The sequence below is a fragment of the Caballeronia sp. LjRoot31 genome (assembly GCF_964253885.1).
Taxonomy (GTDB): Bacteria; Pseudomonadota; Gammaproteobacteria; order Burkholderiales; family Burkholderiaceae; genus Caballeronia.
In genome coordinates this window covers 534,363-561,287 of record NZ_CAXURX020000003.1, presented here as the reverse complement: position 1 = coordinate 561,287, position 26,925 = coordinate 534,363, and the positions used below count along the sequence as shown (strand labels likewise).

25 protein-coding genes are annotated in these 26,925 nt (G+C 60.8%); 16 read left to right on the top strand and 9 right to left on the bottom strand.

Features of this window, described 5'->3' with window-relative positions:
• Positions 1 to 213 precede the first annotated feature (213 nt).
• Positions 214 to 750, bottom strand: coding sequence for a cupin domain-containing protein (locus ACSQ8V_RS31270; RefSeq protein WP_213769076.1), 537 nt, complete (start codon positions 748 to 750; stop codon positions 214 to 216).
• A gap of 305 nt (positions 751 to 1,055) precedes the next feature.
• Here ACSQ8V_RS31270 and ACSQ8V_RS31265 point away from each other — a divergent pair, with 305 nt between their 5' ends.
• Positions 1,056 to 3,011: a PhoX family protein gene (locus ACSQ8V_RS31265; protein ID WP_436208365.1), complete on the top strand. Its 1,956-nt coding sequence runs from the start codon at positions 1,056 to 1,058 to the stop codon at positions 3,009 to 3,011.
• 9 nt (positions 3,012 to 3,020) lie between these two features.
• On the opposite strand, the gene ACSQ8V_RS31260 is transcribed toward ACSQ8V_RS31265, so the two are convergent.
• A complete protein-coding gene (locus ACSQ8V_RS31260) occupies positions 3,021 to 4,451 on the bottom strand; it encodes a cytochrome c peroxidase (RefSeq protein WP_436208364.1) in 1,431 nt (476 codons plus the stop codon).
• A 117-nt stretch (positions 4,452 to 4,568) separates the two neighbouring features.
• On the bottom strand, positions 4,569 to 6,251 hold the full coding sequence (locus ACSQ8V_RS31255; protein WP_436208363.1) for a phospholipase C: 1,683 nt from the start codon (positions 6,249 to 6,251) through the stop codon (positions 4,569 to 4,571).
• Positions 6,252 to 6,639: 388 nt separating this feature from the next.
• On the opposite strand from ACSQ8V_RS31255, the gene ACSQ8V_RS31250 reads away from it, so the two are divergent.
• The 6 genes from ACSQ8V_RS31250 to ACSQ8V_RS31225 are packed head-to-tail and all read left to right on the top strand — an operon-like array spanning position 6,640 to position 12,396.
• Positions 6,640 to 7,695: a LacI family DNA-binding transcriptional regulator gene (locus ACSQ8V_RS31250; protein ID WP_436208362.1), complete on the top strand. Its 1,056-nt coding sequence runs from the start codon at positions 6,640 to 6,642 to the stop codon at positions 7,693 to 7,695.
• A complete protein-coding gene (locus ACSQ8V_RS31245; protein ID WP_436208361.1) occupies positions 7,692 to 8,717 on the top strand; it encodes an ABC transporter substrate-binding protein in 1,026 nt (341 codons plus the stop codon). Before ACSQ8V_RS31250 ends, ACSQ8V_RS31245 begins: the two co-directional genes overlap by 4 nt.
• A 10-nt stretch (positions 8,718 to 8,727) precedes the next feature.
• A complete protein-coding gene (locus ACSQ8V_RS31240; RefSeq protein WP_436208360.1) occupies positions 8,728 to 9,552 on the top strand; it encodes an ABC transporter permease in 825 nt (274 codons plus the stop codon).
• Positions 9,549 to 10,463 (top strand): ABC transporter permease, encoded by a 915-nt coding sequence (locus tag ACSQ8V_RS31235; RefSeq protein ID WP_436208359.1) that lies wholly within the window; start codon positions 9,549 to 9,551, stop codon positions 10,461 to 10,463. Before ACSQ8V_RS31240 ends, ACSQ8V_RS31235 begins: the two co-directional genes overlap by 4 nt.
• A complete protein-coding gene (locus tag ACSQ8V_RS31230) occupies positions 10,460 to 11,530 on the top strand; it encodes an ABC transporter ATP-binding protein (RefSeq protein ID WP_436208358.1) in 1,071 nt (356 codons plus the stop codon). Before ACSQ8V_RS31235 ends, ACSQ8V_RS31230 begins: the two co-directional genes overlap by 4 nt.
• 32 nt (positions 11,531 to 11,562) lie before the next feature.
• A complete protein-coding gene (locus tag ACSQ8V_RS31225; RefSeq protein ID WP_436208357.1) occupies positions 11,563 to 12,396 on the top strand; it encodes a phosphodiesterase in 834 nt (277 codons plus the stop codon).
• Between the two features lie 4 nt (positions 12,397 to 12,400).
• On the opposite strand, the gene ACSQ8V_RS31220 is transcribed toward ACSQ8V_RS31225, so the two are convergent.
• Together ACSQ8V_RS31220 and ACSQ8V_RS31215 are read right to left on the bottom strand one after the other, a co-directional pair.
• Positions 12,401 to 13,744, bottom strand: coding sequence for an ATP-binding protein (locus ACSQ8V_RS31220; RefSeq protein WP_436208356.1), 1,344 nt, complete (start codon positions 13,742 to 13,744; stop codon positions 12,401 to 12,403).
• Complete coding sequence (locus ACSQ8V_RS31215; RefSeq protein ID WP_436207440.1) at positions 13,741 to 14,403, bottom strand: response regulator; 663 nt, start codon at positions 14,401 to 14,403, stop codon at positions 13,741 to 13,743. The genes ACSQ8V_RS31220 and ACSQ8V_RS31215 overlap by 4 nt, the downstream gene beginning before the upstream one ends.
• Positions 14,404 to 14,703: 300 nt before the next feature.
• On the opposite strand from ACSQ8V_RS31215, the gene ACSQ8V_RS31210 reads away from it, so the two are divergent.
• From ACSQ8V_RS31210 to ACSQ8V_RS31200, 3 genes are all read left to right on the top strand, one after another.
• On the top strand, positions 14,704 to 15,435 hold the full coding sequence (locus ACSQ8V_RS31210; protein ID WP_213769088.1) for a DUF4118 domain-containing protein: 732 nt from the start codon (positions 14,704 to 14,706) through the stop codon (positions 15,433 to 15,435).
• A 1-nt stretch (position 15,436) separates the two neighbouring features.
• Entirely contained in the window at positions 15,437 to 16,327 is an 891-nt protein-coding gene (locus ACSQ8V_RS31205) for an alpha/beta hydrolase (protein ID WP_436208355.1), read from the top strand.
• 249 nt (positions 16,328 to 16,576) lie between these two features.
• Entirely contained in the window at positions 16,577 to 16,933 is a 357-nt protein-coding gene (locus tag ACSQ8V_RS31200; protein ID WP_436208354.1) for a hypothetical protein, read from the top strand.
• Positions 16,934 to 17,060: 127 nt separating this feature from the next.
• Here the strand turns inward: ACSQ8V_RS31200 and ACSQ8V_RS31195 are convergent, their stop codons facing one another.
• Positions 17,061 to 17,381, bottom strand: a complete 321-nt coding sequence (locus ACSQ8V_RS31195) for a pyrimidine/purine nucleoside phosphorylase (RefSeq protein WP_158937956.1) — start codon at positions 17,379 to 17,381, stop codon at positions 17,061 to 17,063.
• A 214-nt stretch (positions 17,382 to 17,595) separates the two neighbouring features.
• Positions 17,596 to 18,105, bottom strand: coding sequence for an Lrp/AsnC family transcriptional regulator (locus ACSQ8V_RS31190; protein ID WP_436185573.1), 510 nt, complete (start codon positions 18,103 to 18,105; stop codon positions 17,596 to 17,598).
• A 160-nt stretch (positions 18,106 to 18,265) separates the two neighbouring features.
• On the opposite strand from ACSQ8V_RS31190, the gene ACSQ8V_RS31185 reads away from it, so the two are divergent.
• From ACSQ8V_RS31185 to ACSQ8V_RS31170, 4 genes are all read left to right on the top strand, one after another.
• Positions 18,266 to 19,282 (top strand): 1-aminocyclopropane-1-carboxylate deaminase, encoded by a 1,017-nt coding sequence (locus ACSQ8V_RS31185; protein ID WP_436185572.1) that lies wholly within the window; start codon positions 18,266 to 18,268, stop codon positions 19,280 to 19,282.
• Positions 19,283 to 19,810: 528 nt separating this feature from the next.
• Positions 19,811 to 20,416, top strand: coding sequence for a superoxide dismutase (locus ACSQ8V_RS31180; protein ID WP_255631858.1), 606 nt, complete (start codon positions 19,811 to 19,813; stop codon positions 20,414 to 20,416).
• Positions 20,417 to 20,511: 95 nt separating this feature from the next.
• Complete coding sequence (locus ACSQ8V_RS31175; protein ID WP_255631852.1) at positions 20,512 to 21,015, top strand: DUF3455 domain-containing protein; 504 nt, start codon at positions 20,512 to 20,514, stop codon at positions 21,013 to 21,015.
• A 55-nt stretch (positions 21,016 to 21,070) separates the two neighbouring features.
• Positions 21,071 to 21,718, top strand: a complete 648-nt coding sequence (locus ACSQ8V_RS31170) for a YceI family protein (RefSeq protein ID WP_436208353.1) — start codon at positions 21,071 to 21,073, stop codon at positions 21,716 to 21,718.
• A gap of 1,064 nt (positions 21,719 to 22,782) precedes the next feature.
• Here the strand turns inward: ACSQ8V_RS31170 and ACSQ8V_RS31165 are convergent.
• Both ACSQ8V_RS31165 and ACSQ8V_RS31160 read right to left on the bottom strand, forming a co-directional pair.
• On the bottom strand, positions 22,783 to 23,925 hold the full coding sequence (locus ACSQ8V_RS31165) for a DSD1 family PLP-dependent enzyme (RefSeq protein WP_436208352.1): 1,143 nt from the start codon (positions 23,923 to 23,925) through the stop codon (positions 22,783 to 22,785).
• Positions 23,922 to 24,593 (bottom strand): HAD-IA family hydrolase, encoded by a 672-nt coding sequence (locus ACSQ8V_RS31160; protein ID WP_213765288.1) that lies wholly within the window; start codon positions 24,591 to 24,593, stop codon positions 23,922 to 23,924. The genes ACSQ8V_RS31165 and ACSQ8V_RS31160 overlap by 4 nt, the downstream gene beginning before the upstream one ends.
• A 77-nt stretch (positions 24,594 to 24,670) precedes the next feature.
• On the opposite strand from ACSQ8V_RS31160, the gene ACSQ8V_RS31155 reads away from it, so the two are divergent.
• A complete protein-coding gene (locus ACSQ8V_RS31155; protein ID WP_436208351.1) occupies positions 24,671 to 25,627 on the top strand; it encodes a LysR family transcriptional regulator in 957 nt (318 codons plus the stop codon).
• A gap of 90 nt (positions 25,628 to 25,717) precedes the next feature.
• Entirely contained in the window at positions 25,718 to 26,896 is a 1,179-nt protein-coding gene (locus ACSQ8V_RS31150; RefSeq protein WP_436208350.1) for a pyridoxal phosphate-dependent aminotransferase, read from the top strand.
• Positions 26,897 to 26,925 lie beyond the last annotated feature (29 nt).

The window sequence follows — 26,925 nt, the reverse complement described above, 5'->3', positions numbered from 1 at the left end:
GCTAATAGTGATAAAGAGAAAATCCGACTCTCGCAGACCACTAACGCTGAAAGCAGCAACCCGGCATCAACCCCGACCACTAACCCCAGAACCGACCACCCCGGCATCAACCCCAACCACTAACCCCCGCCTAACCCCGTTTATCTCACGCTCATTTGCCTTCGCCGACGGCATCAAGGTGTGGGCGTTTCAACTTTTAACCTGAGCCTTAATTCAAGTCCATTGCTCCAGCAATGGACCTTCGCGCCCTCCAACGGGATCGCTGCGCGGAAACGGCAACGCTTCCATTGCAGCGATTTCTTCCCCGGATAGCGCGTCACGCCGGATATCCCATTGCTGGCCCTCGGGATATGCGCCGACGACCTGAAACCGTCCCTCCGTCGCTTGCAGGCAGTGGCCGCTTCCTGCTGGAAGCAGCACGACATCGCCAGCTTCCAGTGAGACAACCAGACCGCCCGGTCCGCCAACGATCACCTCCGCTTTTCCCGATATTACCCCGAGCACTTCATGCGCCGTGGAGTGGAAGTGGTGGTAGTCGAAGATGCTGTCGCGCCACTGCGGCGGCCATTCATTGCGAGCGAACAGCGCTTCGAATGCCGGGCCGAGGTCCTTGCGGGAAGGGTCAAGCGCGCGGCGATAAATCAGTACCGGCAAGTGCCGGTTGTTCGGGACCCAGGCGTGCGGTGTCAGCCTGAAGATTTCATAGTCGAGGTCTGAAGCCTGGCGGGCGGATTGAAGATCGTGCTTCATGAAAACTCCTTGATCGGACCGGATGACGAAGGTTCTATCCACGCCAGCTTTTTGCGTGCCCGTGCCCCCGCGCACGCCAACCGCCACTCCCCGCCATTGCGTTGAAAAAACTACTGCACCACCGGACGTCCAGGCGCGGTCGTTAAATCTTCCATATTCAATACTATTAACTGTCATATAGCTTTCATTAATGAAAATTACACTTCGCCTGCACCGCGTACCCCTCGACTCATGGTTCATTCGCTCAGGCGTTTCAATGACAGGGTGCGCTGGCCCCCACCCAACAGAAAACCGGACCAGACGACATGCAAGAGCAGCCCAACGTATCGCGCCGTAAAGCCCTGAAACTGCTCGTGGGCGCACCCATGCTGCCCTTGGGCGCGTTCTCCGTTTCCACGCTTTTGGCAGGCTGCGGCGGCGATAACCCGACCGCACCGGTCACGTCGGCGTCGTTCAAGTCCGCTTCGTTCGCTTCAATGGCGGCTCCGTCGCTGGTGGACACGGCCGCCATGGCGACCACCACGGTCGGCTCGACGCTCACGGTGAGCTACAGCGACGGCACCACGCAAGCCTACAAGCTCGCCTACCAGCCGTTTTTCGTGACGGGCGACATGGTGCCGAACGGCAGCGGCGGCACGACGCTCGCCGGCGGTTATTACGACATCAACAACCAGCCGATCATCGATCAATCCGTCACCGGCAAAGAGCGCCAGTTCTTCTCCGATTGCCCGGACGGCACGTCGCTGCTGTCACTCGACAAAACCACGGTTGCCGGCATCAAGGGAAAGGCCGTCTTCGCCGTCGTGCAGTTCGAATATGCGACGCGCGACCAGAGCCTCGTGTCGGTGTATGGACAGTTGCCTTCGCCTATCGCCGTGCTTACGCTCGACCAGGATCAGACCACCGGCAAACTCACGCTCGTGAAGTATCACAACGTGGATACGTCGAAGGCGAACGGGTTGTGGATCACCTGCGGCGCGAGCCTGTCGCCGTGGAACACGCACCTGTCGAGCGAAGAATACGAGCCGGACGCAACGGTCATTTCAAGCAACAGCCAGTTCAAGGCGTTCAGCACGAGTCTCTATGGCGACGCGAACCGCGCGAACCCCTACAACTATGGCCATCTCCCGGAAATCACGGTGAACCCGGACGGCACGGGCACGATCAAGAAACACTACAACCTCGGGCGCATCTCGCACGAACTGGTGCAGGTGATGCCGGACAAGCGCACCGTCATGATGGGCGACGACGCGACCAACGGCGGCCTCTTCATGTTCATCGCGGATCGGGAGGAGGACTTGTCGTCGGGCACGCTGTATGTGGCGAAGTGGGCGCAAACATCGTCGGCCGGCGCGGGCGCGGCCAACCTGACGTGGATCAGGATTGGCAGCGCGACGAGCGCGGAGATCGAAGCAATGGCTTCGAAGCTGCAAGCGTCGGACATCATGGACGTGAGCACAACGGACCCGCGCGACGCGAGCTTCACGAAGATCAATTTCAACGGCACGTTCAACTGGATGCGCATCAAGCCGGGCATGGAGAAGGCGGCGGCGTACCTGGAGACGCATCGGTATGCGGCGTATATCGGCGGGAGCATGGGCTTTACGAAGCTCGAGGGCACGACGATCAACGCGAAGGACAAGATCGTGTACACCGCGATGTCACGCATCGAGAAGTCGATGGTCAAGGGCAACGCGGCATCAACCGATGTAGCCGTCGATAAAACCATCAACGCAGGTGCGGTCTACGCGTTGAACCTGAAAACGGGGCAGCGGGACACGAGCGGCGCCGCGATCAACAGCGAATGGGTACCGGTCGACATGGCGGCGCCGGCTGCGCTGGTGGGCGAAGACCTTTCGCCGTCCGATGCGCTTGGCAATACCGCGAACCCGGCCAAGATCGCAAACCCGGACAACGTGAAGTTCTCGGAGAAGCTGCGCACGCTCTTCATCGGCGAAGATTCGAGCATGCACGTGAACAACTTCCTGTGGGCCTACAACGTGGACACGCAGACCCTGTCGCGGGTGCTGTCGTGTCCGGCCGGCGCGGAATCGACTGGCCTTCATGCGGTTGACGAGATCAACGGCTGGACCTACATCATGAGCAACTTCCAGCACGCAGGCGACTGGGAAAGCCCGGTCCACGACAAGGTGAAAGCCGCGCTGGACCCAATCGTGCGGGCCAACTTCAAGGACCGCTTCGGCGCCACGGTCGGTTACCTGACCGCGGACGCGTCCAGCATCAAGCTCGCCAAAGGCTGATCGAGCGGGTCAGCTTCCTTTTTGATAACCATCGGTCAGGGTATGGAGGAACGCGATGATGTCCTTCATCTCCTGATCCGTCATCGCGGGCTTGTCGCCGAACTTGCGGTCGAACGGCGCGTCGGCCACGTCGATGTTCGCGTGGAACTGCGCCGGCAGATCGTCGTACTTGTTGACCTTGCCGTCGGCGCCCTTCGGGTAGAACTTCTGCGGCGCGGTATTGCGGTCGTTGTAGAACGACATGACGTCGTCGAGCGAATGATAGACGCCGTTATGGAAGAACACTTGCCGCGTCGCGGCGTTCCGCAGCGTGGGCGTGAGGAACATGCCGCAATACTGCGTCTGGTCCTTGATGTCGTCACGGAACGGGCCGCACACGCCCATGTCGTAGAACTTCGGATCGTGGTTGACAGCAAGCGCGGTGTTGCGCGGAACGCCGAGCGCTTCGTACTGGTAGTCGGTGAACATCGGCGGCACGCCGTCGGAACTGGGCTTGGACAAATGGCAGCCGGCGCAGTTGGCCTTGTAGGGATCGTTGAAGAGGCGCAAGCCGTGCAACTCCGCTTGCGACAGGCGCGCCTTGCCCTCGAGCCAGTAGTCGTACTTGCTCGAGTACGGATGAAACGACTGCTCTTCAACCTGATAGCGCGCAATCGCAAACATGGCCTCGGAAACGGTGAGGTTCGTGCTCTGGAAAATATGCGGGCCGAACAGCTTCGTGAAGTCGTCCTTGTAAGCCGTGCGCTGCAATTTCGCGGAGACATCGGCTTCGCTGGTGTTGGCCATTTCCACGGGGTTGAGCATCGGGCCAGACGCTTGAGCTTGCAGCGTATCGGCGCGGCCATCCCAGAAGAAGCCGCCTTGCGGCACCATGGCCGGCGCAGCGGGCGCGACACCCGCGTTCTTTTGCGCCTTGGCGGTGCCGGCGGCTTGCGAGGCGAGGGCGGCGAAATCGGGCGGAGCTTCGGCTTCGCCGGCATCGGGTCCAATGCTGAAGTTAGGCTGCAGATATAGATACATCAGGGAAGGCGGCGGACGGTAGCCTTCCAGCGTCATGTGCGGACCGCCCAACTGCACGGAAAGTTTGTTCGGCGGTCCGTAGGCGTGGTCCGGGCTGTGGCAGGACGCACAGGATTGTTTCCCGGATGCGGACAGCGACTCGTCGAAGAAAATCTTCTGGCCGAGTTGCGCGACCGCGCTCAACGGCGCGACCGGCGGACGGGAGAGTACGACAGGATTCGGATTGGCACCCGTCAGGTCTTCCACGATAGCGCCCACGCGGGCCGGTACTTGCGAAGGGAAAGCGACGGCCCATCCACTGAATGCGATCGCGCCGAGAACCGCCGCGGCGAGGCATCCGAGCAGGATGTTCTTCGGGCGAGGAAAGCGCGGCTTCTCGCCAGTGGCAGGCGTTACCGGGGGTGTGACGGTGTGCGACATGTTGACCAGGAAGCAAAGGCAGCATCGAAAAAACGCCGCCGGCCGATTGCTCGGCGGCGACGCAGCAAGAACACTACCGTCCGCGTCAGTCATCCGACGCGGACGTTCGGGCAACAATCAGATGGTGGGAACCGATGCGACCGGCGTACCCAGGTTCGGATCGACGAACAGCGTCGGGTTGTTACCCGGGCCGCTGAAGTTGAACATGCCGTTGATGCTGCCGGCAGTTGCGTCGAACGAACCGCCACCGAGACGCGCACCGTTGAGCCAGTTGTCTTCAATGAAGTGAACCACCGAAGCCTGGTTGATCAGCGTGTGGTCCACGTAGTTCACCTTGGCCCACGGCGAGATCACGACGAACGGAATGCGCGTGCCCGGACCGCAGCGGCCATTCACCGGCGCGCCGTTCACACCCAGCGGAGCCGTGCCTGTGCCGCACGTGCCGGCGCCGTTCACCTGGTCGGCAACTGCGTCGAACGACGACGAATTCGGGACTGCGTAAGCATGGTCGTACCAGCCGTCCGAGTCATCCCACGCCACGATCACAGCGGTGCTCGCCCAGTCCGGCTGCTGCTGGAGGAAGTTGACGATCTTTGCCGTGAAAGCCTGCTCGTCGAGCGGATCCGAATAGCCTGCGTGGCCATCCTGGAACGCCGGCGCCTTGATGAAGCTGACGGACGGATAGTTGCCGGCCTTGACGGTGGCGAAGAAGTCGTCGGTGTCGTACTGGTGATTCGCCGGTTCCGGCGTCTTGCCGTCCGCTTCAACCGACAAGCCGATCACTGCCGTCGAACTCGGGCGTGCATGCGTCGGGTTGGCCGTCGATGCGAAATACTGGAACCAGTTGTGGTGCGGGACATAGTCGGCGGTTGCCTGACCCACCACCGGCGACAGCGTGCTGCGCTTGCAACTCGTCGTGCCGTTGCTGTTCACCGTCGACAGATTGAAGCCGCCCATGAAGCCGCCCCACGAGATGTTTTGGGCGTTCAGCAAGTCGCCGATGTTCTTGCCGGTCATCAACGCGGTGTCGGTCGTGCTCGAGCAGGTGTCGTTGGCCGGATCAACGTCGTTGATCAGCGTGAAGCCGCCCTGGCCGTCGTTCACGTAGTACGAACCCGTGGCTGTCGCGCTGACCGGGCCGGTGCTGAACTTGACGCGCTGCAGGCCGTTGGTCTGACCCGATACGACTTCAAGTGCGCCCGGCGTGGACGGACCGTACGTGGCCGTATAAGCGTTGTCGCTCATCGCGAACTTCTGCGCGTAGTTCCAGAGGGCGCCGACCGTGTTGCCGTCGTAGTAGCCCATGACCTGGCCCGCGGTACCGAATGCGCCTGCGCCGCCTGCCGTGCCGCTACCCGTGAACTTCGGGAAGAGGTCGGCTGCGCCGTTGTCGTAGGCGTGTTGTTCAGGCGTGTACGAGTGATTCTGGTCGGCGGTCGAGGCTTGCGTCCGGTCCAGGCGGAACGGATTGGCTGCGGCCGTGCCGTTGGCCTGGTTCGTGAAGTTGGGGTTGGCCGTCAGCAATGTGCCGCTAAGGCCATTGATTGCCGGCGTACCTGCGGCCGGCGTGAACGCCGGCTCGCCTGCCGGATTCGCTGCGTTCGGATAGGTAGCGAAGTAGTGATCGAACGAGACGTTCTCGTTATAGATCACGACTACATGCTTGATGGGGGTAGCCGTCGCGATCCGGTTCTGGATGGATTGGGACGAACCAGGGTTGCTGTTGCTGCCACCGCAGGCATATAGGCCGATAGCCATTGCCGCGGTGGGTACGCCAACCATTAAGGCTCGACGAAACATGTGCGAAGCTCCCGATGTCGTTGTTTCAGTGCTCGTTGTGGCCGCGTGGCCTTTGGGGGACGGGTGCGGACTGTTCAAAGACCTTTCTTTCGATCCGAGCGCATTGGAACACTTACGGATGAACCCTAAAAGACGGTCTGCTTTCGCTGGCGTTACGTGCAAATAACAGGCAGAAAGAGTCGATAAGGCGGGGCGTTGAACCGCGGTATGGGTTGGCCTTCAATGCCGCTGACGCGAGCGCTGGATCGAGTGTCTGGTGGCCAATTTTTCTGACGCATGAAGGATCGTGCGATTCACCCGGCATGAGTCGCGCGCTTTCACGCGGACGTCACAGAGTGCTTCGATAATCGCTGCTGTAAACGTTTTCAGTTCATTCTTGCCAAAGCCCATGCACTCCACCATCAAGGACGTTGCCGCGCATTCAGGCGTCTCGATCGCCACTGTTTCGCGCGCGCTCAACGCACCGCAATTGCTGAATGCGGAGACGCTCGCCAAGGTGCGGGAGTCGATCGAAGCACTCGACTTCATGCCCAGTGCACGAGGCCGCCAGCTTCGCGGCGTGCGCACGCGACTGGTCGGCGTGATCGTGCCGACCCTGACCAATCCCGTCTTCGCGGAGTCGCTGCAAGGCATTGATGAAGCGGCATCCGCCAGCGACTACCGCCTGATGCTGATGACCACCGCGTACGACAGCGCGCGTGAGCGCCGCGCGATCGAGACCTTGCGCGAGCAACGTGTCGACGGCCTGATCGCGACGGTGGCCGATGCCGAATCCAATCCCTTGCTGGACGAACTCGATCGTATTGGCTTGCCGTATGTGCTGGCGCATAACGACACGGCGTATCGCGCGGCGGTATCGGTGGATAACCGGCGGGCAGCGCGTGACGGCGTGTGTGCGTTGTTGCAGCGCGGGCATCGGCGCATCCTGATGCTGGCGGGTTCGTTCGCGGAATCGGACCGTGCGCGTTTGCGATATCGCGGTTATGAAGACGCGATGCTCGACGCCGGTCTCACTCCGCATGCGCCGCTCGAACTCGATTTCAACGCGGAAGATTTGCCGCCTTCGCTGCTCGCCCATCTCTCGGACCCCGCTCGCCGGCCCACCGCGCTTTTCTGCAGCAACGACCGCCTGGCGATGATCGTGATGCGCGGTTTGCGGCATGCGGGCTTGTCCGTGCCGCACGATATTTCGGTGCTTGGCTTCGACGGCATTCCGCTTGGCGAATGGTTATCGACCGCGCTGTCCAGCGTCGCCACGCCGAACCGCGAAATTGGCCGGTGCGCATGGCTTCATCTTGCCAGGCAGCTTGGTCTGCCCGGCGACACCCCCGGCGGCCCCGTCCCGTTCAAGTTGCCTCATAGCGTAAGAACCGGCGCGACCATCGCGCCATTGATCGATCCTGCGGCCAGAACGGCCTCCCTCGTATCGGAGAATCCTGCATGAAAATCCGTCATGTCCTGGCTACGCTGCTTGCAGCGACGGCCACCTTTTGCGCGGCCGGCGCGGCTTATGCTGGCAACACCGCCGACAGCACCGCGATCTGCTACAACTGCCCGCCGGAATGGGCGGACTGGGCGAGCCAGATTGCTGCCATCCAGAAGCAGACCGGCATCCGGGTACCGTTCGATAACAAGAATTCCGGCCAGGCGATTGCGCAGATGATGGCCGAGCAAAAGAGCCCGATTGCCGACGTGGTGTATCTCGGCGTTTCATCGGCGTTCCAGGCGAAAGACAAGGGCCTGATTCAGCCGTACAAACCCGCAAACTGGAACGATATCCCTGCCGGCATGAAGGATCCCAACGGCTACTGGTTCGCGATCCATTCGGGCACGCTGGGCTTTTTCGTCAACAAGGACGCACTCGATGGCAAGCCGGTACCGCGCTCGTGGGCGGACCTGCTGAAGCCGGAATACAAGGGCATGGTGGGTTACCTTGATCCGTCGTCGGCGTTCGTGGGATACGCGGGCGCAGTGGCCGTGAATCAGGCGCTGGGTGGCACGCTCGATAACTTCAAGCCCGGTCTCGACTGGTTCGCGAAAATGAAGGCCAACGCGCCGATCGTGCCGAAGCAGACCGCGTATGCACGCGTGATGTCGGGCGAGATTCCGATCCTGCTCGACTATGACTTCGACGCATATCGTGCGAAATACAAGGATCACGCGAATGTTGAGTTCGTGATTCCGAAGGAAGGCACGATCGTCGTGCCGTACGTGATGAGCCTCGTGAAGGGCGCACCGCATCAGGCGAACGGCGAGAAGGTGCTGGATTTCGTGCTGTCGGATGAAGGCCAGCGCCTGTGGGCGAACGCGTATTTGCGACCGGTGCGTGGTGGAACGTTGCCGCCTGACGTAGCCGCCAAGTTCCTGCCGGCGTCGGAGTATGCGCGCGCCAAGGATGTTGACTTCGCGAAGATGGCGGCCAAGCAGAGCGCGTTCGGCGAAGAGTATTTGCGCGTCATGCACTGACCTTCCAACGATGCAAGATTCCACCTTCTCCACCCGCGCGCGGGTCATCCTGCTGGCGCCCGCGCTTGCCGTGTTCTGCGCGTTCTGGCTGCTGCCGCTGGTCGCGTTGCTGCAGGCAAGCGCAGTGCCGGACGCATTCACCGCGTATCGCGAGGTACTGACCAACGCGCGTTATCTGCATAGCTTGCTCGCGACGATTGCGTTGTCGCTGGCGGTGACGGCGGCGACGCTGGTGTTGTCGACCATCGCGGGGTTATTTCTTGCGCGTCGCGAGTTGCCGGCCAAGCGTTTGCTGGTCGCACTGCTGACATTTCCGCTCGCGTTTCCCGGCGTGGTGGTGGGGTTCATGGTGATCATGCTGGCCGGGCGCCAAGGGTTGATCGGCGCCATTTCCACACGGCTTACTGGGGACCGCTGGGTGTTCGCTTATTCGCTCAGCGGCTTGTTCTTAGGCTATCTGTATTTTTCGATTCCACGCGTGATCGTTACCGTCATGGCGGCTGCAACGAAGCTGGACGCTTCGCTTGAAGAAGCGGCGCGCTCGCTGGGGGCATCGCCGTGGCGGATCTTTGTGGATGTGATTATGCCGGCCCTGATGCCTGCATTGATCGCGGCCGGTGCCGTGTGTTTTGCTACCGCGATGGGTGCATTCGGCACCGCGTTCACGCTCGCTACCGACCTAGACGTGTTGCCGATGACCATCTATACCGAGTTCACGCTAAACGCGAATCTTGCGACAGCAGCGGCGTTGTCGATCGTGCTCGGTTTAGTAACCTGGGCCGTGCTGGCGGTCGCTCGCAGCCTCACCGGCGCGACTGTCGCCGCTACTGCATGAGGACGCCGATGCCTGAGTTCCTGAAACCGCGTCGTCTGCTCGTTGCCGGGCAATTGCTGCTGACACTCGCGCTGGTTGCGTTCATGGTCGTGCCCGTGGTGATGTCGGTGATGGCTGGATTGACCGTCAACTATTTTCGCGGCGTGTCGAGTGGGCTGACGCTCAAATGGCTCGATCAGGTGTGGTCGATGTATCAGGGTTCGGTCTGGTTATCGATCGAGATCGCGCTCGCGACACTTGCCATCACGCTCGCTATTGGCGTGCCCGCAGCGTATGCGCTGGCACGGAGCAATACGCGCTGGGCGCGCTTCGTCGAAGAATTGCTTGTCCTGCCTATCGCGTTGCCGGGGCTCGCCACGGCGTTGGCGTTGTTGTCCGTATATGGCGGCTGGAGCGCGTTTCGCTCAAGCATGTGGTTCATCGTCGCCGGCCACGTGGTCTTTACACTGCCGTTCATGGTGCGCTCAGTCGCCGCCGTCTGCGCGGGAACCGACCTCCGGACAATGGAAGAAGGCGCGGCGAGCCTGGGCGCGTCGTTCACGCAGCGGTTCCTGACAATCGTGCTGCCGAATGCGCGTCCCGGTATTGTTGCCGGCGCGCTCGCGGTGCTGACTTTGTCGATAGGCGAATTCAACCTGACATGGATGCTGCATACGCCCGACACCAAGACACTGCCGGTCGGACTCGCCGATGCGTACGCGTCCATGCGTCTTGAAGTCGGCAGCGCCTACACCATTCTGTTCTTGCTGATGACCTTGCCATTGCTGATTGCGATGCAGTGGCTGGGTGTCGATCCGGCTGGCGCGCAAAGTGCTCGCGCCGCGGCAAAACGCAAGCGCGCGTTGTCGCAAAGCGGCTCGACCGGGCAGTCCCTTATTCAACCGTCCCAACCTGTAGAGACTGCACGATGAGACTCGAACCTGTTCCCGTCACCCTCAGCCGTTGCGCGAAAACGTTTCGCGGGCAGCGTGTGCTCGAACCCGTCGATCTCAGCATCGAACCGGGCGAGACGCTGGTGCTGCTCGGACCGTCAGGCTGCGGCAAGACGACCACGCTGCGGCTGATCGCGGGGCTGGAAAAACCCGATGCCGGGGGCCGCGTGAGTTTCGGTGCCGATGATGTCACGGCATTGCCTATCGAGCGCCGTCAGGTCGGCATGGTGTTCCAGAACTACGCGCTGTTTCCCAATCTCACCGTGCGCGGCAACGTGGGTTATGGCTTGCGGATCCAGAAGGTCGAGGTCTCGGCGGCGCGTCGCCGCGTGGATGAATTGTTGGAGATGACCGAGCTGACCGCGCACGCGGACAAGCCGATTACCGAGTTGTCCGGCGGCCAGCGCCAGCGTGTCGCGCTGGCTCGGGCGCTCGCGCCGAGGCCGCGAGTATTGTTGCTTGATGAACCGCTGACCGCACTCGATGCCCGCCTGCGCGAAACCTTGCGCGCCGAGATGAACGCGTTGCTGCGCGAACTTCGCGTGACCAGCATCTATGTCACGCACGACCAGTCCGAAGCGATGGCGCTCGCTGACCGGATCGTGGTGATGAGCGCCGGGCGCATTGAGCAATGCGGTACGCCGCGGGAGATTTACTACCAGCCGGCGAGCCGCGCGGTGGCGCAATTCATCGGCACATTGAACCGGGTGGCGGGCGAGTGCCGCGATGATGCATTCGTCACGCTTGGCGGTACGATTAGCGTGACGGGTCTGGTCGCGCAATTGCGCGCGCGGGATGGGGCACGAGACGGCGCACGCTCAGAAATTTTCTTCCGGCCGGAAGATGCCGTGCTTGTCGATCCGCAGTCGGCGCAGTTGCGCGGCGCGGTGGAGTCGGCGCTGTTTCTGGGTGAACGCACCCGCTTGAAAATCAGGGACGCGGCGCCGGATGCGTTGATTGTCGATGTGCCCGGCCGCGTTGAACTGGCGCAGGGAACCGCCGTGGGGATATCGGTGCGCGACGAGGGCTGGGTCGCGCTGCACTGATCCCATCGCTTCAGTTCTAACAAGGAGATGCCATGCTGCTCGCTCAAATCACCGATTTACATATCAAGCTTCCCGGTGCGCTCGCGTATAAAAAAGTCGATACGGCAGCCTGTCTGCGCGCTTGTGTCGAACGTCTCAACGCATTGAGTCCGCGTCCGGATGCCGTGCTGGTGACGGGCGATCTGACGGATTTCGGAACCGCCGATGAATACCGCCATCTGGCGGCGTGTCTGAAACCGTTGGAAATGCCGGTGTATCTGATGGTCGGCAATCACGACGATCGGGCGGCGTTGCGCGAGGTTTTCGATGCGCGTTATTTGCACGAAAGCGGTACCGGTAGCGACTTCGTGCAATACGCGTTCGATCTGCGAGGTGTGCGGGTTATCGCGCTGGATTCACAGAAGCCGGGGGAGAGCCCAGGTACGTTATGCGACGCGCGTCTTGCGTGGCTTGAGCATCAGTTGGAGGCCGCTGACGGCCTCCCGGTGATTGTCGCGTTGCATCATCCGCCGTTCGCTACCGGTATCGGGCATATGGACGATATGGCGCTTGACGCGCTGGCCGCGTCGAAGCTGGAGGCGCTGATTTCGCGGTATCCGAATGTGGAGCGCGTTCTGTGCGGACATGTGCATCGGCCGGTGCATAAGCGCTTCGCTGGAACGATCGCTTCTATCGCACCGTCGACCGCGCATCAGGTGGTGCTTGATCTGCATGTGGACGCGCCGTCGGCGTTCGTGCTTGAGCCGGGGGCGTTTGCGTTGCACTATTGGACGCACGGCGTGGGGCTCGTGTCGCATCATGAATACGTCGAGCAGTTCGATGGGCCGTATCCATTTTTTGATGACGATGGGGCGTTGGTTGATTGAGGGTTTAGCCGGTTACTTTTCCCGGCGCCAGCGACCCCACTCTCACGATCAACCCACCCCCGTCCTCGCGATTGCGCACCGCGAGCGTAGCTCCATGTCGCCCTGCAATGCTCGATACAATCGCGAGTCCAAGCCCGCTGCCCGCCCCCTGCGCACCGGCACCGCGATAGAACCGGTCGAACACCCGGTCCAGTTCATCGAGCGCAATGCCTGTACCTGTATCGACCACTTCAACGCCCAGGCCTTGTGCATCGCGCGTGAGTATCACGTCGACTTTGCCACCTTCGGGCGTATGGCGAATCGCGTTATCGATCAGGTTATTCAGCAAGATACCCAGGGAATGCTCATCGCCCAGTACGACATAGTCGTCCGATGCATCGCGCAAGCGCTCCTCCAGTCCCAGGTCAATACCCTTGGCCTCCGCCAGTAACGACAGATCACTCACTGACCTCTCCGCGAGACGGCGCAGACTCATGGGCGCCACCGACGCCGTCCGGTTCGCGTCCTCACGCGCCATCGCCAATAACTGATGTGCCAGATGAATGATCCGGTTGAGGCGTCCCTCAAGACGCTCGAGCGTTTGGCCATCGTCTTGCAATGTGCCGTCACGCCGGGCCGCCTGAAGCTGCAGCTTCAACGCGGTCAGCGGCGTGCGCAATTCGTGCGCCGCGTCGGCAACAAAGATTCGCTGCGCCTGCGACGCGTCGTTCAAACGCAGCAGCAAGTCATTCAACGCATCGACCAGTGGACGGATCTCGACCGGCACACGGGCGCCAGCCTGCAACGGTTCAAGCGAGTCAAGCGAGCGCCGCGATAACGCACGCGACAACCCACCGATCGGCGCAAGCCCCCGGGCCACGACAAACAACACCAGCGCAATGGTCACCGGCACCACCAGGGCCAGCGGCCACAACGTGCGCCAGGCGAGCCGCAGCGCAAGATCTTCGCGAACGGAGAACGGTTGCGCCACCTGGATGTACCGATCCGGCTGCTGCAGGCCAAACACGCGCCATCGATATTCACCGCGTTCAATCGACTGGAATCCTTCAGCGATACGCGGCAACGCCGGCTCCTTGAGCGAGTGGTAAACAAGCTGGCCTTGCTTGTCCCAGATATCGATCGCAATCAGGTCGTCGGCTATGCCGTCGAACTCGTGGCTGCGCTGCTCAGCAGCGTCGGCAGTGGCAATATTCGCGGGCAACGACAGTGCGACGGTGCGCAGCTCGTAGTCGAATAACTCGCCCGCTTCGCGGCGCGCGGTGTGAAAGATGCCGTAGGCTGCCACTAGCGACGTGGCGGCCAGTCCGAAGATCAGCCAGCCGAGCAGCCAGCGGCGGATGGATGTCATTCGATTCCCTTGAGCCGGTAGCCTACGCCCCGGATCGTCAATATCTGCTCAGCGCCAATCTTGCGCCTGAGACTGTGGACATGCACCTCAATGGTATTGCTGCCCACTTCCTCACCCCATCCGTACAGCTTCTCTTCCAGTTCCGCGCGCCTGAATACGCGTGTGGGCTCCTCGATCAGAACCTGAAGCAACGCGAACTCGCGCGGCACCAGCGGCAACGGCACACCGGCCTTGCTCGCCTCGTGCGAGGCGGGATCGAGGGCAAGTTGGCCATGTGTATAGATGGGCTGCTTCTGGCCGGTACGACGTCGCAGCGCCGCGCGCACGCGTGCGGCGAGTTCGTCGAGATCGAAGGGTTTCATGAGGTAGTCGTCGGCGCCTGCATCGAGCCCGCGAACGCGGTCATCCACGGCATCGCGCGCGGTCAGGATGATGACGGACGCCGCACCGCCTGCCTTGCGGTACGTGTTCAACACCTGGATGCCATCGCGTTTCGGCAAGCCGAGGTCGAGCAGCACGAGGTCGTACACGCCATTGCCAAGCGACAGTTCCGCGGCGCGGCCGTCCGCCGCCCAATCGATCGCATACCCCAGCCGGCGCATGGAGTCGACCACAGTCTCGGCAATCATCTCGTCGTCTTCCACCAGTAATAGCCGCATTGTGAAGTCTCCTGGTCTTGCCTATAAGTGTCGAGCATGAATTGTCTGTGGCAGGTGCTTAAGCGTTCCTTAAGCGTCCTTTAAGCACGGGCTTCCTGGAATCCACCACTCCTTCGATGAACCTTGCCAATGAACAGTGATCCTTAACATCTCCTTATCTGGAAACGGGCAGCTTTAGCGGCGCGACCAGCGCTGGAAAGTCCTTAAGCATCGCTTAAGCCCGTGCATTCCACACTGCGTGTAACTGTGTGTAATAATTTGTCCCCGTCCTGATTATTTCGCTGACACAAAGCTGCATTAATGAATATTCAAAACGCCCGCCGCTGGGCGCCACGAGGCAAGCGAGTGTGGTTACTGAGCGCGCTGGCGCTTTGTGTCGCGAGCGGGGTAAGACTCGCCTTGCACCCGGTCCTGGGTCCCGTCATGCCGGGTGTCGCCTTCTGTATAGCGGCGGCAATGGTCGAATATTTTTTTGGTCTCATCCCCTCGCTGACGGTCATGCTGTTGGGACTAGGCATTGCGGATTACCTGTTCGTGCCACCTTACGGCCAGATTGCAGTCATCGATCGCGCCGACGTCATGCTGGCGATTTCTTACCCGCTCGTGACGCTGTCGACCATTACCCTTATTGAACGGCTGCGGCGCGCGCAATTCAGCGCCGAACTGATCGCGGCAGTGGCGCTTTCACGCTATGAAATGCTGCTGCGCGCCGATAACGACCGTGCTCTGTCGCGCCGGGCGGTGGACGAAACGCATCGGCTGGTGCGGCATCTTCCGCATTACCACGACGCCATTATCTTGCTGCAGGCGGTCGATCGCAATGCGGCGCAAGGCGCGAAGGAAATGGCGCCCGGGCGGCTTTTTGCCAATGCTCATCCTGATGATATAGAACGGCTTCAGCGTGGTTTGCAACCGGGGCGGCATCGCGTGCGCATTGGTTCGGGCGACGGCATGCATAAACTCGTGGAATGCATCTGCGAGCGTTTTACCACGCACGCCGGTGAGTTTCTGGTCTTGCGCAGGATTGACTAGCGTGACCAAGGAAACGCCCGCGTTGAACGCTTCGACCTTCTACTCCGGCAGCGACCATGCGGTCCTGATGCTGCACGGCCTGTCCAGTTCGCCGCTCGAAATGCGCCATCTCGCGCGATACCTGAACAGCGAAGGGCTCACTACGTGCGCCCCCAACCTTCACGGTTACAGCGCGGGCACGCCGGAATTACGCATGGAAGCATGGGTTGCGGCCGCCGTCAGGGAATTCGATGCGCTGAGCGAGCGTTACCCGCGTGTATCCGTGTGCGGCCTTTCCATGGGCGCGACGCTCGCACTGGCGCTCGTGCGTGAGCGGCCCAGCGCGCAGGCTATCGTGCTGCTGTCCGTCACACTTGACTACGACGGCTGGGCGATACCGTGGTATCGCTTCCTGCTCGGCTGGGCCTATTACACGCCGATGCGCAATCGCTGGCGGTACCGCGAGGAAGCGCCGTTCGGACTGCGCAACGAGGCATTGCGCGCGAAGATCGGCCGGGCAATGCAGCGTAACGACTTGAGCGAAGTCGGCCCGTCGAGCATCTCGCTCCCCGCGCTTCATGAGGCCAGCCGCCTTGCAGCGAGCGTGAAAAAATCGCTGGTGGCGCTCAAGAACGATTGCCTGCTGATCCATGCGATCGACGACGAAACATCCAGCCCGCGCAACGCGCAGTTCGTTGCTGCGAACATGGGTTCGACGGTTCTGCGCACCATCTATCTCGACGATTCGTACCACATGATCACCTCTGACAACGAGCGGGAAATCGTTGCCCGCGAGACGGCAGTTTTTCTCAAGGAAAGCGAGGCTGCCAGCAGTGCCGAAGGTGGCGCGAAGCCGGTGGTATCGAAGGCGCTGGCCCGACGCCTCCGGCAGATGGCATCCATCAGCAAATAAAGCCTGGGCGGCGACCCAGATCGGCGCCGAAGCTTTCAAAACAATTTTTCGTAACTGAACGCTCCGCGCGCGGATAAGCGTCGCTTAAGCATGTCTCGCGCACTCTATGGTCAACGTGGCGCGGTTTTCGCTCGCCTATCAGTGCCGCATTCCGCGTTGCCGGTCGATATAAACGCCGCATCGGATGGAACCGGGGTTTGTTCGAGATTGAAAGAAAATTCCGCTTGGCGCGAGCCAGAAGAGACTGTCATGCAAACCACCCTGTCGATCACATTGCGCGCCCATGCGGTGCTCTTGTCGGCGTCGGTGACGGTGCTGACGGCGGCATGCCTTTGCATCGTCTTGCTGCTGCACGTGCCGTTGGGCCATCCCGGCACATTTGGACTCAGGGCGACGATATTCGCTATCGCGGTGCTCGGCGCGCTTTATGTGCGGCATAGGGCAAGCTGCGCGTTCAGCGCAGCCTTGCAGGCGCGTCAGATCGGCTTGAGCGACATCAACGCGAACGGTATTTCCATCAGCGACGACTGCCCGCACGCGTGGCTTGTTCAAATGTACGCGGAGCTTTGTCCGGCGGCGGCGCGTCGGCAAATCGCGTCCAGGTAATGCGCATGCAACGTGCGCTGCTCGAAGACGGTGGACCGACGGCGTTACAAATCCTTCGTCAATCGACCGTCTTTTTGTTCAAGTCAGGCGCGGGGTACGCACCTGACTTGAACGGTCCAGCCTGCGCTCAAAAGTAGTGGCAGACGTAGTCGACGGTTTCAATTACTTCAATCTCGAAGCTCGTGTTGCCGGGCACGGTGATGGACTCGCCGGCGCCATATTCACGCCACGCTTCCTCTCCCGGATTGCGCACGCGGCATCGTCCGGCGTTGACATCGATCTGTTCCGGCGCTTGCGTCGAGAACGTCAGCAGCGCCGGGAAAATGACGCCTAGCGTCTTGCGCGTGCCATCGGCGAACAGGATGGTATGCGAGACACATTTGCCATCGAAGTAGATATTGGCGTGCTTGATGATCGAGACGTTGTCGAATTGTGCGGTCGTTGTCATGCGTGGAAATTCCTATGGTCCGGTTTGTTGGCCGACGGCATGGGGCTTAAGCCGCCGGCACGGTGATCTGTCGTGGTCGTATCGCCAGGCTGGGGATCGGCATGGCCGAACCTTGAAGCGTGGTTTGCCACCCCGCAAAACATAGTCATTATTCTTCAGCTTGGCAATGGCTCCGTTCATGCGCCATGCACCCGGCGGCCCAAACGCGCAAATGCTAGATGGGGAAACTGGTTGTCGACAGGATTTCCTTCAGGACCATAAAGGTCCTGACCTGGCGCACACCGGGCAAGTACAACAACTGTTCGGCATGCAGGCGGTTAAAGCTCTCGCTGTCACGCGTGCGTACCAGCATGAAGCAGTCGAACTCACCCGTCACAATGTGGCACTCCATGCATCCCGAGACCTTTTGCGCAGCTTTTTCGAACGCGGCGAAGGACTCCGGCGTCGAACGGTCAAGCACCACGCCGATGATCATCAACATGCCCGCGTTGAGCTTCTTTGGTTCCAGCAACGCTACGATTCCCCGAATCAGACCCGCTTGTTTAAGCCGTTCTACGCGGCGTAAACAAGCGGGCGCACTCAGGTTCACCTTGGCCGCGAGCGCAACATTGGAAATAGAGGCGTCGCGCTGAAGCAGCCTGAGGATCGCGCGGTCGACGCGGTCCAGCTCGGCGCCCGATTGACCGCTTACACGTGAGACAGCACGAACTTTTGTTGCGCTCATAGCTATTCCTTCACACATTAATTACGCTGACTAGACATTCATTCAGTGAGAATTAAACAAACGACAATTTAATCGCAACCCTGCTTCAGTCAAAGTTTTTTACCATACTTCTCATCGACGCAAATTAATGCGGCGACTTGGCTGCCTATCGGAGCGACACATGAACCTCAAGAAATTTCCCCGTCACACGCTCACTTTCGGGCCGACGCCGATCCAGCCGCTCGCACGGCTGTCAGAACATCTCGGCGGCAAGGTCGAGCTCTATGCGAAGCGCGAAGACTGCAACAGCGGCCTCGCATTCGGCGGCAATAAAACCCGCAAGCTCGAATACCTGATCCCCGAAGCGATCGCGCAAGGCTGCGACACGCTCGTCTCCATCGGTGGGATTCAGTCGAACCAGACGCGTCAGGTCGCGGCCGTTGCTGCTCACCTCGGCATGAAGTGCGTGCTGGTGCAGGAAAACTGGGTGAACTACTCGGACGCGGTGTATGACCGCGTTGGCAATATCCAGATGTCGCGGATCATGGGCGCGGATGTGCGCCTGGTCGCGGACGGTTTCGACATCGGCTTTCGCAAGAGCTGGGAAGACGCTTTGGAAAGTGTACGGAAGGCGGGCGGCAAGCCTTACGCGATTCCGGCGGGTTGTTCGGACCATCCGCTAGGCGGCCTGGGCTTCGTGGGTTTTGCGGAAGAAGTGCGCCAGCAGGAAGCGGAGCTTGGTTTCAAGTTCGACTACATCGTGGTCTGTTCGGTCACGGGCAGCACGCAGGCCGGCATGGTCGTGGGTTTTGCGGCGGACGGACGCGCGGATAGGGTGATCGGTATCGACGCATCGGCCAAGCCTGAAAAGACCCGTGAGCAGATCCACCGGATCGCGCGGCAAACGGCTGAGCAAGTGGAGCTGGGACGTGACATCACGTTGAACGATATCGTGCTGGATGAACGGTATGGCGGACCCGAATACGGTTTGCCGAACGAAGGCACGCTTGAGGCCATCCGCCTGTGCGCGAAGCTGGAGGGCGTGTTGACCGACCCTGTGTACGAAGGCAAGTCCATGCACGGCATGATTGATAAGGTGAAACGCGGTGAGTTCCCGGATGGCTCGAAGGTGCTGTATGCGCATCTTGGCGGCGTACCGGCGTTGAACGCTTATAGCTTCCTGTTTCGCGAAGGTTGATCGTGTGAGCGTTCAGGGCTGGGTCTCGCAGTTGACGACCCTGTCCGTTCTCGACGCACGCAGCTTTGCGTCGAACGCCCGATTCGCGGAACGCGCGGTTGGCCAATGAGACCATGAGCGCCTTGGCAACGCGCGTGGGTGCATCGTTAGCGGTGGGTGCGTCGGCCTGGTGGTTAGCCCGCTCGTGGCCGGCAAATTTCTGGCGATGACCGCAGTGCCTGAACGCTTCTGCCTGTTCCGGCCTGGGGTCAATAATGTGAGCAGTCGATGGAATAGACGCCGAACGCGAGGTGTTGTGAAAGTGCAGCCAGGACAGACCGGTGAACCGGTAATGGCTGCAATCACTCCACACTTACGGGTTTCAACATGCTTAATTCGCTTATTTCCCGTCGTCGCCTGATTGCAAGCGGAACGTTGGCGTCGGCTAGCGTCGCGCTCTCGAAGTTTGCGTTCAGCGCTTCCATGCAAGATACGTCGGCCCAATCTCCCGCCGATGCAAAAGCGACGCTCAGCGTTGTGCCCGCTTACCTGGGTTCATCGCCGCAAACGCTGCCGCCGCTGCCTTATGCGGAAAACGCGCTTGAGCCGGTGATCTCGGCGCGCACCATCGGGTTCCATTACGGCAAGCACCATCGCGCGTATTTCGATAACCTGCATAAGCTGCTGGCCGGTACGCCGCTGGCGCAGGCATCGCTTGAACAAGTGATCATGCGATCGCACGATCAACCCGCTCTCGCCGATGTCTTCAACAACGCCGCGCAAGCCTGGAATCACAACTTTTACTGGAATTCGCTGAGCCCGGTTACCACTCAGCCGAGCGACAAACTCCAGGCTGCAATCGTGCGCAAGTTTGGTTCGACCGAGGCGTTGACGAAGGCATTGGTGACGACGTCGGCATCGCAGTTCGGCAGTGGCTGGGGCTGGCTGGTACTCGATCAGGGCGAGCTAGCGGTCATCAAGACGAGCAACGCGGAAACGCCGTTCACGCGCGGACTCGCGCCGTTGTTGACGGTGGACGTGTGGGAACATGCGTATTACCTGGACTATCAGAACCGCCGTCCCGACTATCTTGTTGCTACCGTGTCGCAGCATTTGAACTGGGCGTTTGCGTCGGCTAATCTGGACCGGGTCTGAGGTGGACCGGGGGCGATATGCCCGCAGCGTGGCCGCAGGCGCACAATCCGGGCGCACAATCTATGTGTCAGCCATTTCCTTGAAGCAGGAGTTTCATGTTCATTCATCTTGACCGCGTGAGCCGGGTGGCGGCTGTGATGGCCGTCTGCGTTGCAAGCACTGCCGCGTCCGCTGCGTCCTCTATTGATCCTCCTCAGGCGGAACGCGTCGTGACGACGACCGCTTCCGGCGTGCAGGTGTATTCGTGCGAATACGATGCGCAGCATCATCTGGGTTGGGTGTTCAAGAACCCGCAGGCAACGCTCTACGATACCAGCGGCCAGGCATTGATCCGGCACTCCGCGGGGCCGTCGTGGGAGGCAGACGATGGTAGCCGGATCGTGGGTCACGTGATCGCGCAAACGCCGAGCGAAACCGCCGCGAGCGTGCCGCAGTTATTGCTCGAAACGCGTAGCACCGCGGCGAGCGGCATGCTGTCTGCTATTCGTTATGTTCAGCGTGTGAATACCGTGGGCGGCGTGATGCCGGCCTCGCCGTGTTCGACCGAACATGAGATTGGTAGCTCGCCTTACATCGCCAACTACATTTTCTACAAGTAGTGTAGGCGGCTGCGATGACTTGCGTCACAGGTGTCGACCTCTTCAAAGGACAATCATGTACGACTTCAGATTGCTGTCCCGCATTCACACGCTTCGCGCGGGTTTGCTCATTGCGTTAGCGTTGTCGATGTCGGCCTGTACGGCGCTGAGCGTGGTGACGCATTCAGTGTCGCCTGATGAAGCGAGCGTTCCTGCGGGGCGTTATCAGCTTGACGCGCATCACTGGAACGTCAGTTTTGATGTCGATCACTTCAAGTATTCGCGCTTCGTCATGCGTTTCGACAAGACTACCGCGCAGTTGAACTGGGATGCGGCAGGCATGGATCACAGTACGGTGACAGTGGATATCGATGCAACGAGTCTCGACACCAACGTGCCTATTCTCGACAAGATGGTCAAGGGTCCGGATATGCTGGACGTCGAGCATTCTCCGACCATTCATTTCGTGAGTACGGCGTTCAAGCGCACGGCGGACAACAAGGGTGAACTCACCGGTGACCTGACCATTCGGGGCACGACTCGGCCGGTTACGCTTGCAGTCACGTTTAACGGGCATGCAAAGGATCCGCTGACCAAGCAACAGACGCTGGGCTTTTCCGCCGATGGACATTTCAGTCGCGCGCAGTTCGGTTTGTCGACGTGGTATCCGGCTGTGGGGGATGACGTGCATGTGGCGATTCAGGCTGAGTTTGATGCCGGTTGATTTTCGCTCGCGCCGGTGGACGGGGTTTGGGGTTTTGGCGAGGTGGGCGGGGTCAGTGTTGGGGTGGTCGGTTCTGGGGTTAGTGGTCGGGGTCTATGCCGGGTTGGTGCTTTCGGCCGTGGTGGTCTGCAAGAGTTGGATTTTCTCTTTATCACTATTAGCCACTGTGCGTGGCGGCACGTCATTTCTTTGTCCAAAGCGACAAAGAAACGAAGCAAAGAAAGCGCTTTAACCGCTCTACCCTAAGTGTCCACAGCGTGCAGTTTTCATTCATAGGTGCCCCAAAAGCACGGTGCTCGCCAGAGCGGAGGATGTTTGAACCCCTCCTTCTCGCGAATCCTGACACGAACACGCTTCGCCCCGTACGCTCTCGGGCAAGCACAATTGCTAAGGAACCCGCACGGCCTTACAGGTATTTATGGCTGCGGTTTTTTGACAGGTTAGCTACCGGGTTTGTGCGACCGTATTCATAGGCCACAGCTTCATGCGTGTTTGTGGTTACTGCTTCAGTTTTTGTGAATTGACTGCGCGTTCTGTACAGCTATCTTCGTCGGTTACGCCCGCCCGCATCTTTGCGGCCTCGTTTCCTGGCGGGTTGGCGACGAGGTTCGAGGCGCGTACACATTTGGTGGTGGTCGTCCGCGGATAGCGCGGGGTGCTCCTTGGGCAGGTTCAATCACTGGTGGCGAAGCGTGTGGGTATCGGTGTTCGGAGAAGGAGGGTTTCACACATCCGTGGCTCTGGCGAGCACCGTGCTTTTGGGGCACCTATGAATGAAAACTGCACGCTGTGGACACTTAGGGTAGCGTGGTTGAAAGCGTTTTCTTTGCTTCGTTTCTTTGTCGCTTTGGACAAAGAAATGACGTGCCGCCACGCACAGTGGCTAATAGTGATAAAGAGAATATCCGACTCTCGCAGACCACCACGGCCGAAAGCACCAACCCGGCATCAACTCCGACCGCTAACCCTGGAACCTGCCACGCCAACCCTGACCACTAACATCGCACCCCCACAGCACTGACCAACCTCTTAACGCCCCAACCCCGCTCCCAGCGGGCCCCGCCCTACCAACCATAAAATCTCCCCCACACGACCACCTCACCCTCCTCCGAGCGCGCGTAATAAACGGGAAACTGCGCCCCGGTAGCGCATGCATGATTCGGCAAAATCAACAGCCGCGTACCAACCGGCAGATGTACGGAAACATCCCCGCCACGATGATCCACGTTCGCAAGAATGCCATGCTCCTGGTTCGCGCCCGTGAGCATATATCCATCAAGCGGTGCGCCATCGAGCATGCAAGCCTGCCCGTAACCGTAGTCGTGCGTTTGCTTCGCCGTGCCGCGATCACGACTCATCGCCATCCAGCCGGCATCGACGATAGCCCAGCCCTTGTCAACCTGATGACCAATGACCGTCGTCAACACGCTGAGCGCCAGATCGTCCGTCGCACAGACACCAACGTTGCGCATGACGAGATCGAAGAATACATACACGCCCGCCCGCACCTCCGTGACGCCTTCAAGATGCCGCGCCGCAAGCGCGGTTGGCGTGGAACCAACACTCACCACATCACACGGCAAACCCGCGTCGCGCAAGCGCCCGGCAGCACGCACGCAACCCGCACGTTCTTGTTCCGCAAGCGCCGCCAGCGCGTCGGGTGTGTTGAGATCGTAGCTCGACCCTGCATGGGTCATCACGCCACCAAGACGCGCCCCATGAGGCTCACCATTGCCATGCAGCATCCGCCCGATATCGAGCAAGCGAGACTCATCAGGCTGGACGCCGGAACGATGACCGTCGGTATCTATTTCGATCCACACCTCAAAGGTTTCACCATAAGCGCGGCCGAACTCGGCAACAGCTTGCGCAGCCTCCAGGTTATCGACGATCAGTTTGAGATCGCATCCCGCGCGCCGTAACGCCAGCGCGCGAGGCAGTTTCGACGCAACGATACCCACCGCGTACAGGATGTCGCTGAAGCCTGCCGCGAAAAACTGCTCGGCTTCCTTGAGCGTCGACACCGTGATGCCACGGGCGCCCGCATCGCGCTGCGCCCGCGCGACTTCCACACACTTCGTCGTCTTCACATGCGGACGGAACGCAACACCGAGCGTGTCCATCCGGCTTTGCATACGGGCAATGTTGCGCTCCATGCGCGGCCGGTCGATCAACGCGGCAGGGGTTTCGATCTGATCCAGAGTCATGACGTGGACGCTCCCTTCGATAAGTTGAATCCGCGTAGCCAAGGTAGCAGCGCGTCAAGCGTAGGTGCTTCGATCTCGGGCGCCTGCGCGCCTGGCACGCGCTCCAGACCCACGCGGTTATGCCAGTACGTGCGCAAGCCGGTCACGGCCGTGCCGAACATGTCATAGCTTGAACCCGCGACGAACGCCGCATCTTTCGCATCGACCTTTAGCCGGTCGAGCGCCATCTGATACGGCCGCGGGTCAGGTTTGTAGAAGCCCGCGCTTTCGGCGGTCACGATCACGTCCCAGTCGATATCGAACAGACCCGCAGCCTGCTCGCCGAGACGCTTTGAGCAGTTGGTCACGATCGCCAGCCGGCAATGCGGCGCGAGCTTGCGCAGCACTTCTTTCGCGCCGCTCCAGGGCGCAAGTTGCAGCCATTGCGCTTCCAGCACGCGGGCGGCCGATTCACGCAAGCCGACCTGCAACGCGGCCTGGCGTACGAGTTCCTCATAGGGAACGTAGGCGCCGCAGCCGTAGGTCAGCGCCAAGTATTCCGCGCGCCACGCGCGGCCCGCGGTTTCACTGCCGGCTGCACGATTCCACAGGCTCCATGAATCGAGCAGGGCGGTCAGCAGGTCGAACAGCACCGCTTTCGGATAAGTTGGGGTAGATTGATTTGGCATGATGGAAGCAACTTTACTAATGAAACCCTAAGCTGTGTTTAAAATCAGCCACATCTATCCTTAAGCAAAATTGAACGATGGAACTCGCTGACCTCAGGCTCGTCACCATGCTCGCGCGCTCGGAATCCCTGAGCGCGGCGGCGCGCGTCCTGAACGTGACGCCATCGGCGCTCTCCATGCGGCTCAAGAAGCTGGAGAAAGCGCTGGGCGTGACGCTCGCTACCCGCGATGCACGGCATATGTCGCTGACTCCGGACGGCGCAAGGCTGGCGCGCGAAGCACAAGGGTTGCTGAGCGCTATCGAGGCACTGCCGGACACCTTCCGCGATCAGACCGCGCAACTCGCCGGGCATATTCGGATTGCCGCGCCGTTCGGTTTTGGACGCGTGCATATTGCGCCGCTGCTGGCGCGGTTCGCCCGCGCGAACCCGGGGATTCGCCTGCAGCTCGACCTGCTCGAAACGCCGTGGCCCCAAAGCCATGCCGCCGATATCGTGATCCAGATCGGCACTGTCCGCGACTCGTCCTGGAGCGCGCGGCCATTGCTCGCGAACGAACGCTGGTTGTGCGCGAGCCCGGGTTATATCGCGGCACGTGGTTATCCGCGCGAGCCGCGCGAGATTCTCGAACACGACTGCATCTGTATTCGCGAGAACGATGAGGACGTGACGCTTTGGCGGGTGCGTCGGCGCAAGTCGGACGCGGGCAGGAAACTGTCGTCGCCAACCACGCTGCGCGTCACGCCGGCGTTCACCACGAACGATGGCAGCGTCGCTCGCCGTTGGGCGGAAGAGGGCCTTGGGCTCGCGTTGCGCTCGCAATGGGATGTGGCGGACGCGGTCGCGGCAGGCAAGCTGGTGAGGCTCCTGAGCGAATGGGATTTCGGCAGCGCGCCGGTCATCGCACTGGTGCCTACGCGCAAGGGGCGTTCGCTGCGCATCCAGGCGTTGTTGAGTTATCTCGCGGCGAACCTGGGCGCGGAGACTGCCGGTGAGAGAACGAAAGCGCGAAGGGTCGCCGACACAGGCGCTTGACGTTTGCGTTCCGGCGGACTTTATAATTGATTCGATCGAATTGAAATCATCGCGTGCCGAATCATTCGGCACGCTTCAGGGAGTGAGCGCATGAAGTATTCGAACCTCGTCGAGCGCCTGCAAGGCAAGCGCACGGCTGCATGGGAAATCCACCACGCCGCGCAGCAGGCTTTGCAGAACGGCGAGGACGTCATCATCCTGAGCGTTGGTGATCCAGACTTCGCTACGCCCGAAGTGATCGTCGATCGTGCGGTGGCGGCGCTGCGCGCCGGCGACACGCATTACGCGGAAGTGATCGGGCGCGAGCCGCTGCGCTCGGCCATTGCGCGGGATCACGCGCGTCAGACCGGCATGAGCGTGGATGCGAGCAATGTGATCGTGGTCGCGGGCGCGCAGAACGGGCTCTTCGCTACGTCCTTGTGCCTGTGCGAAGCAGGCGACGAGATTATCGTACCCGAGCCGATGTACCTGACCTACGAGGCCAGCGTCCGCGCATCGGGCGCCACGCTGGTACCCGTGGCCGTTGATCCTGCGAGAGCATTTCATCTGGACTGCACGGCGCTCGAGGCAGCGATCACCCCTCGCACGAAAGCAATTTTCTTCGCCACGCCCTGCAATCCGACGGGCGTGGTGATGCCGCGTGAAGATCTTGAACGTATCGCCGAACTGGCTCAGAAGCATGATCTCTGGATCGTCTCCGACGAGGTCTATGCAGACCTGACTTTTGAGCGCGAGCACGTGAGTATTGCATCGCTTGCGGGGATGGCCGAGCGCACGGTGACGCTTGGCAGTTTGTCCAAGTCGCACGCCATGCCGGGTTGGCGCGTGGGCTGGGTGATCGGACCGAAGACGCTCATCGAACATCTCGGACGGCTTGCGCTCTGCATGCTCTACGGCCTGCCGGGTTTTATTCAGGAAGCGGCGTTGACCGCACTCGAGAACCGCGCGCAGATCGTGGCGGACATGCGCGAGATTTACCGGCGGCGGCGCGACGTCGTGTTCAATCGTCTTCGCGATGTGCCGGGCCTGCATTGTTTGTTGCCCGAGGCAGGCATGTTCATGATGGTGGACGTGACCGGCACGGGCCTGGATGCTTATGAATTCAGTTGGCAGTTATTCCGTGCGCAAGGCGTTTCGCTACTCGATGCCAGCGCATTCGGCGAGACGGCGAACGGTTACGTGAGGCTGGGTTTTGTCGTCGATGAAACCCGGCTCGCGCAGGCTTGCGATCGCATAGCGGCGTTCGTCGGGGGATTGAGGCGGGCTTGACGCGAACGGCGAAGGGTTGAACCACGCTC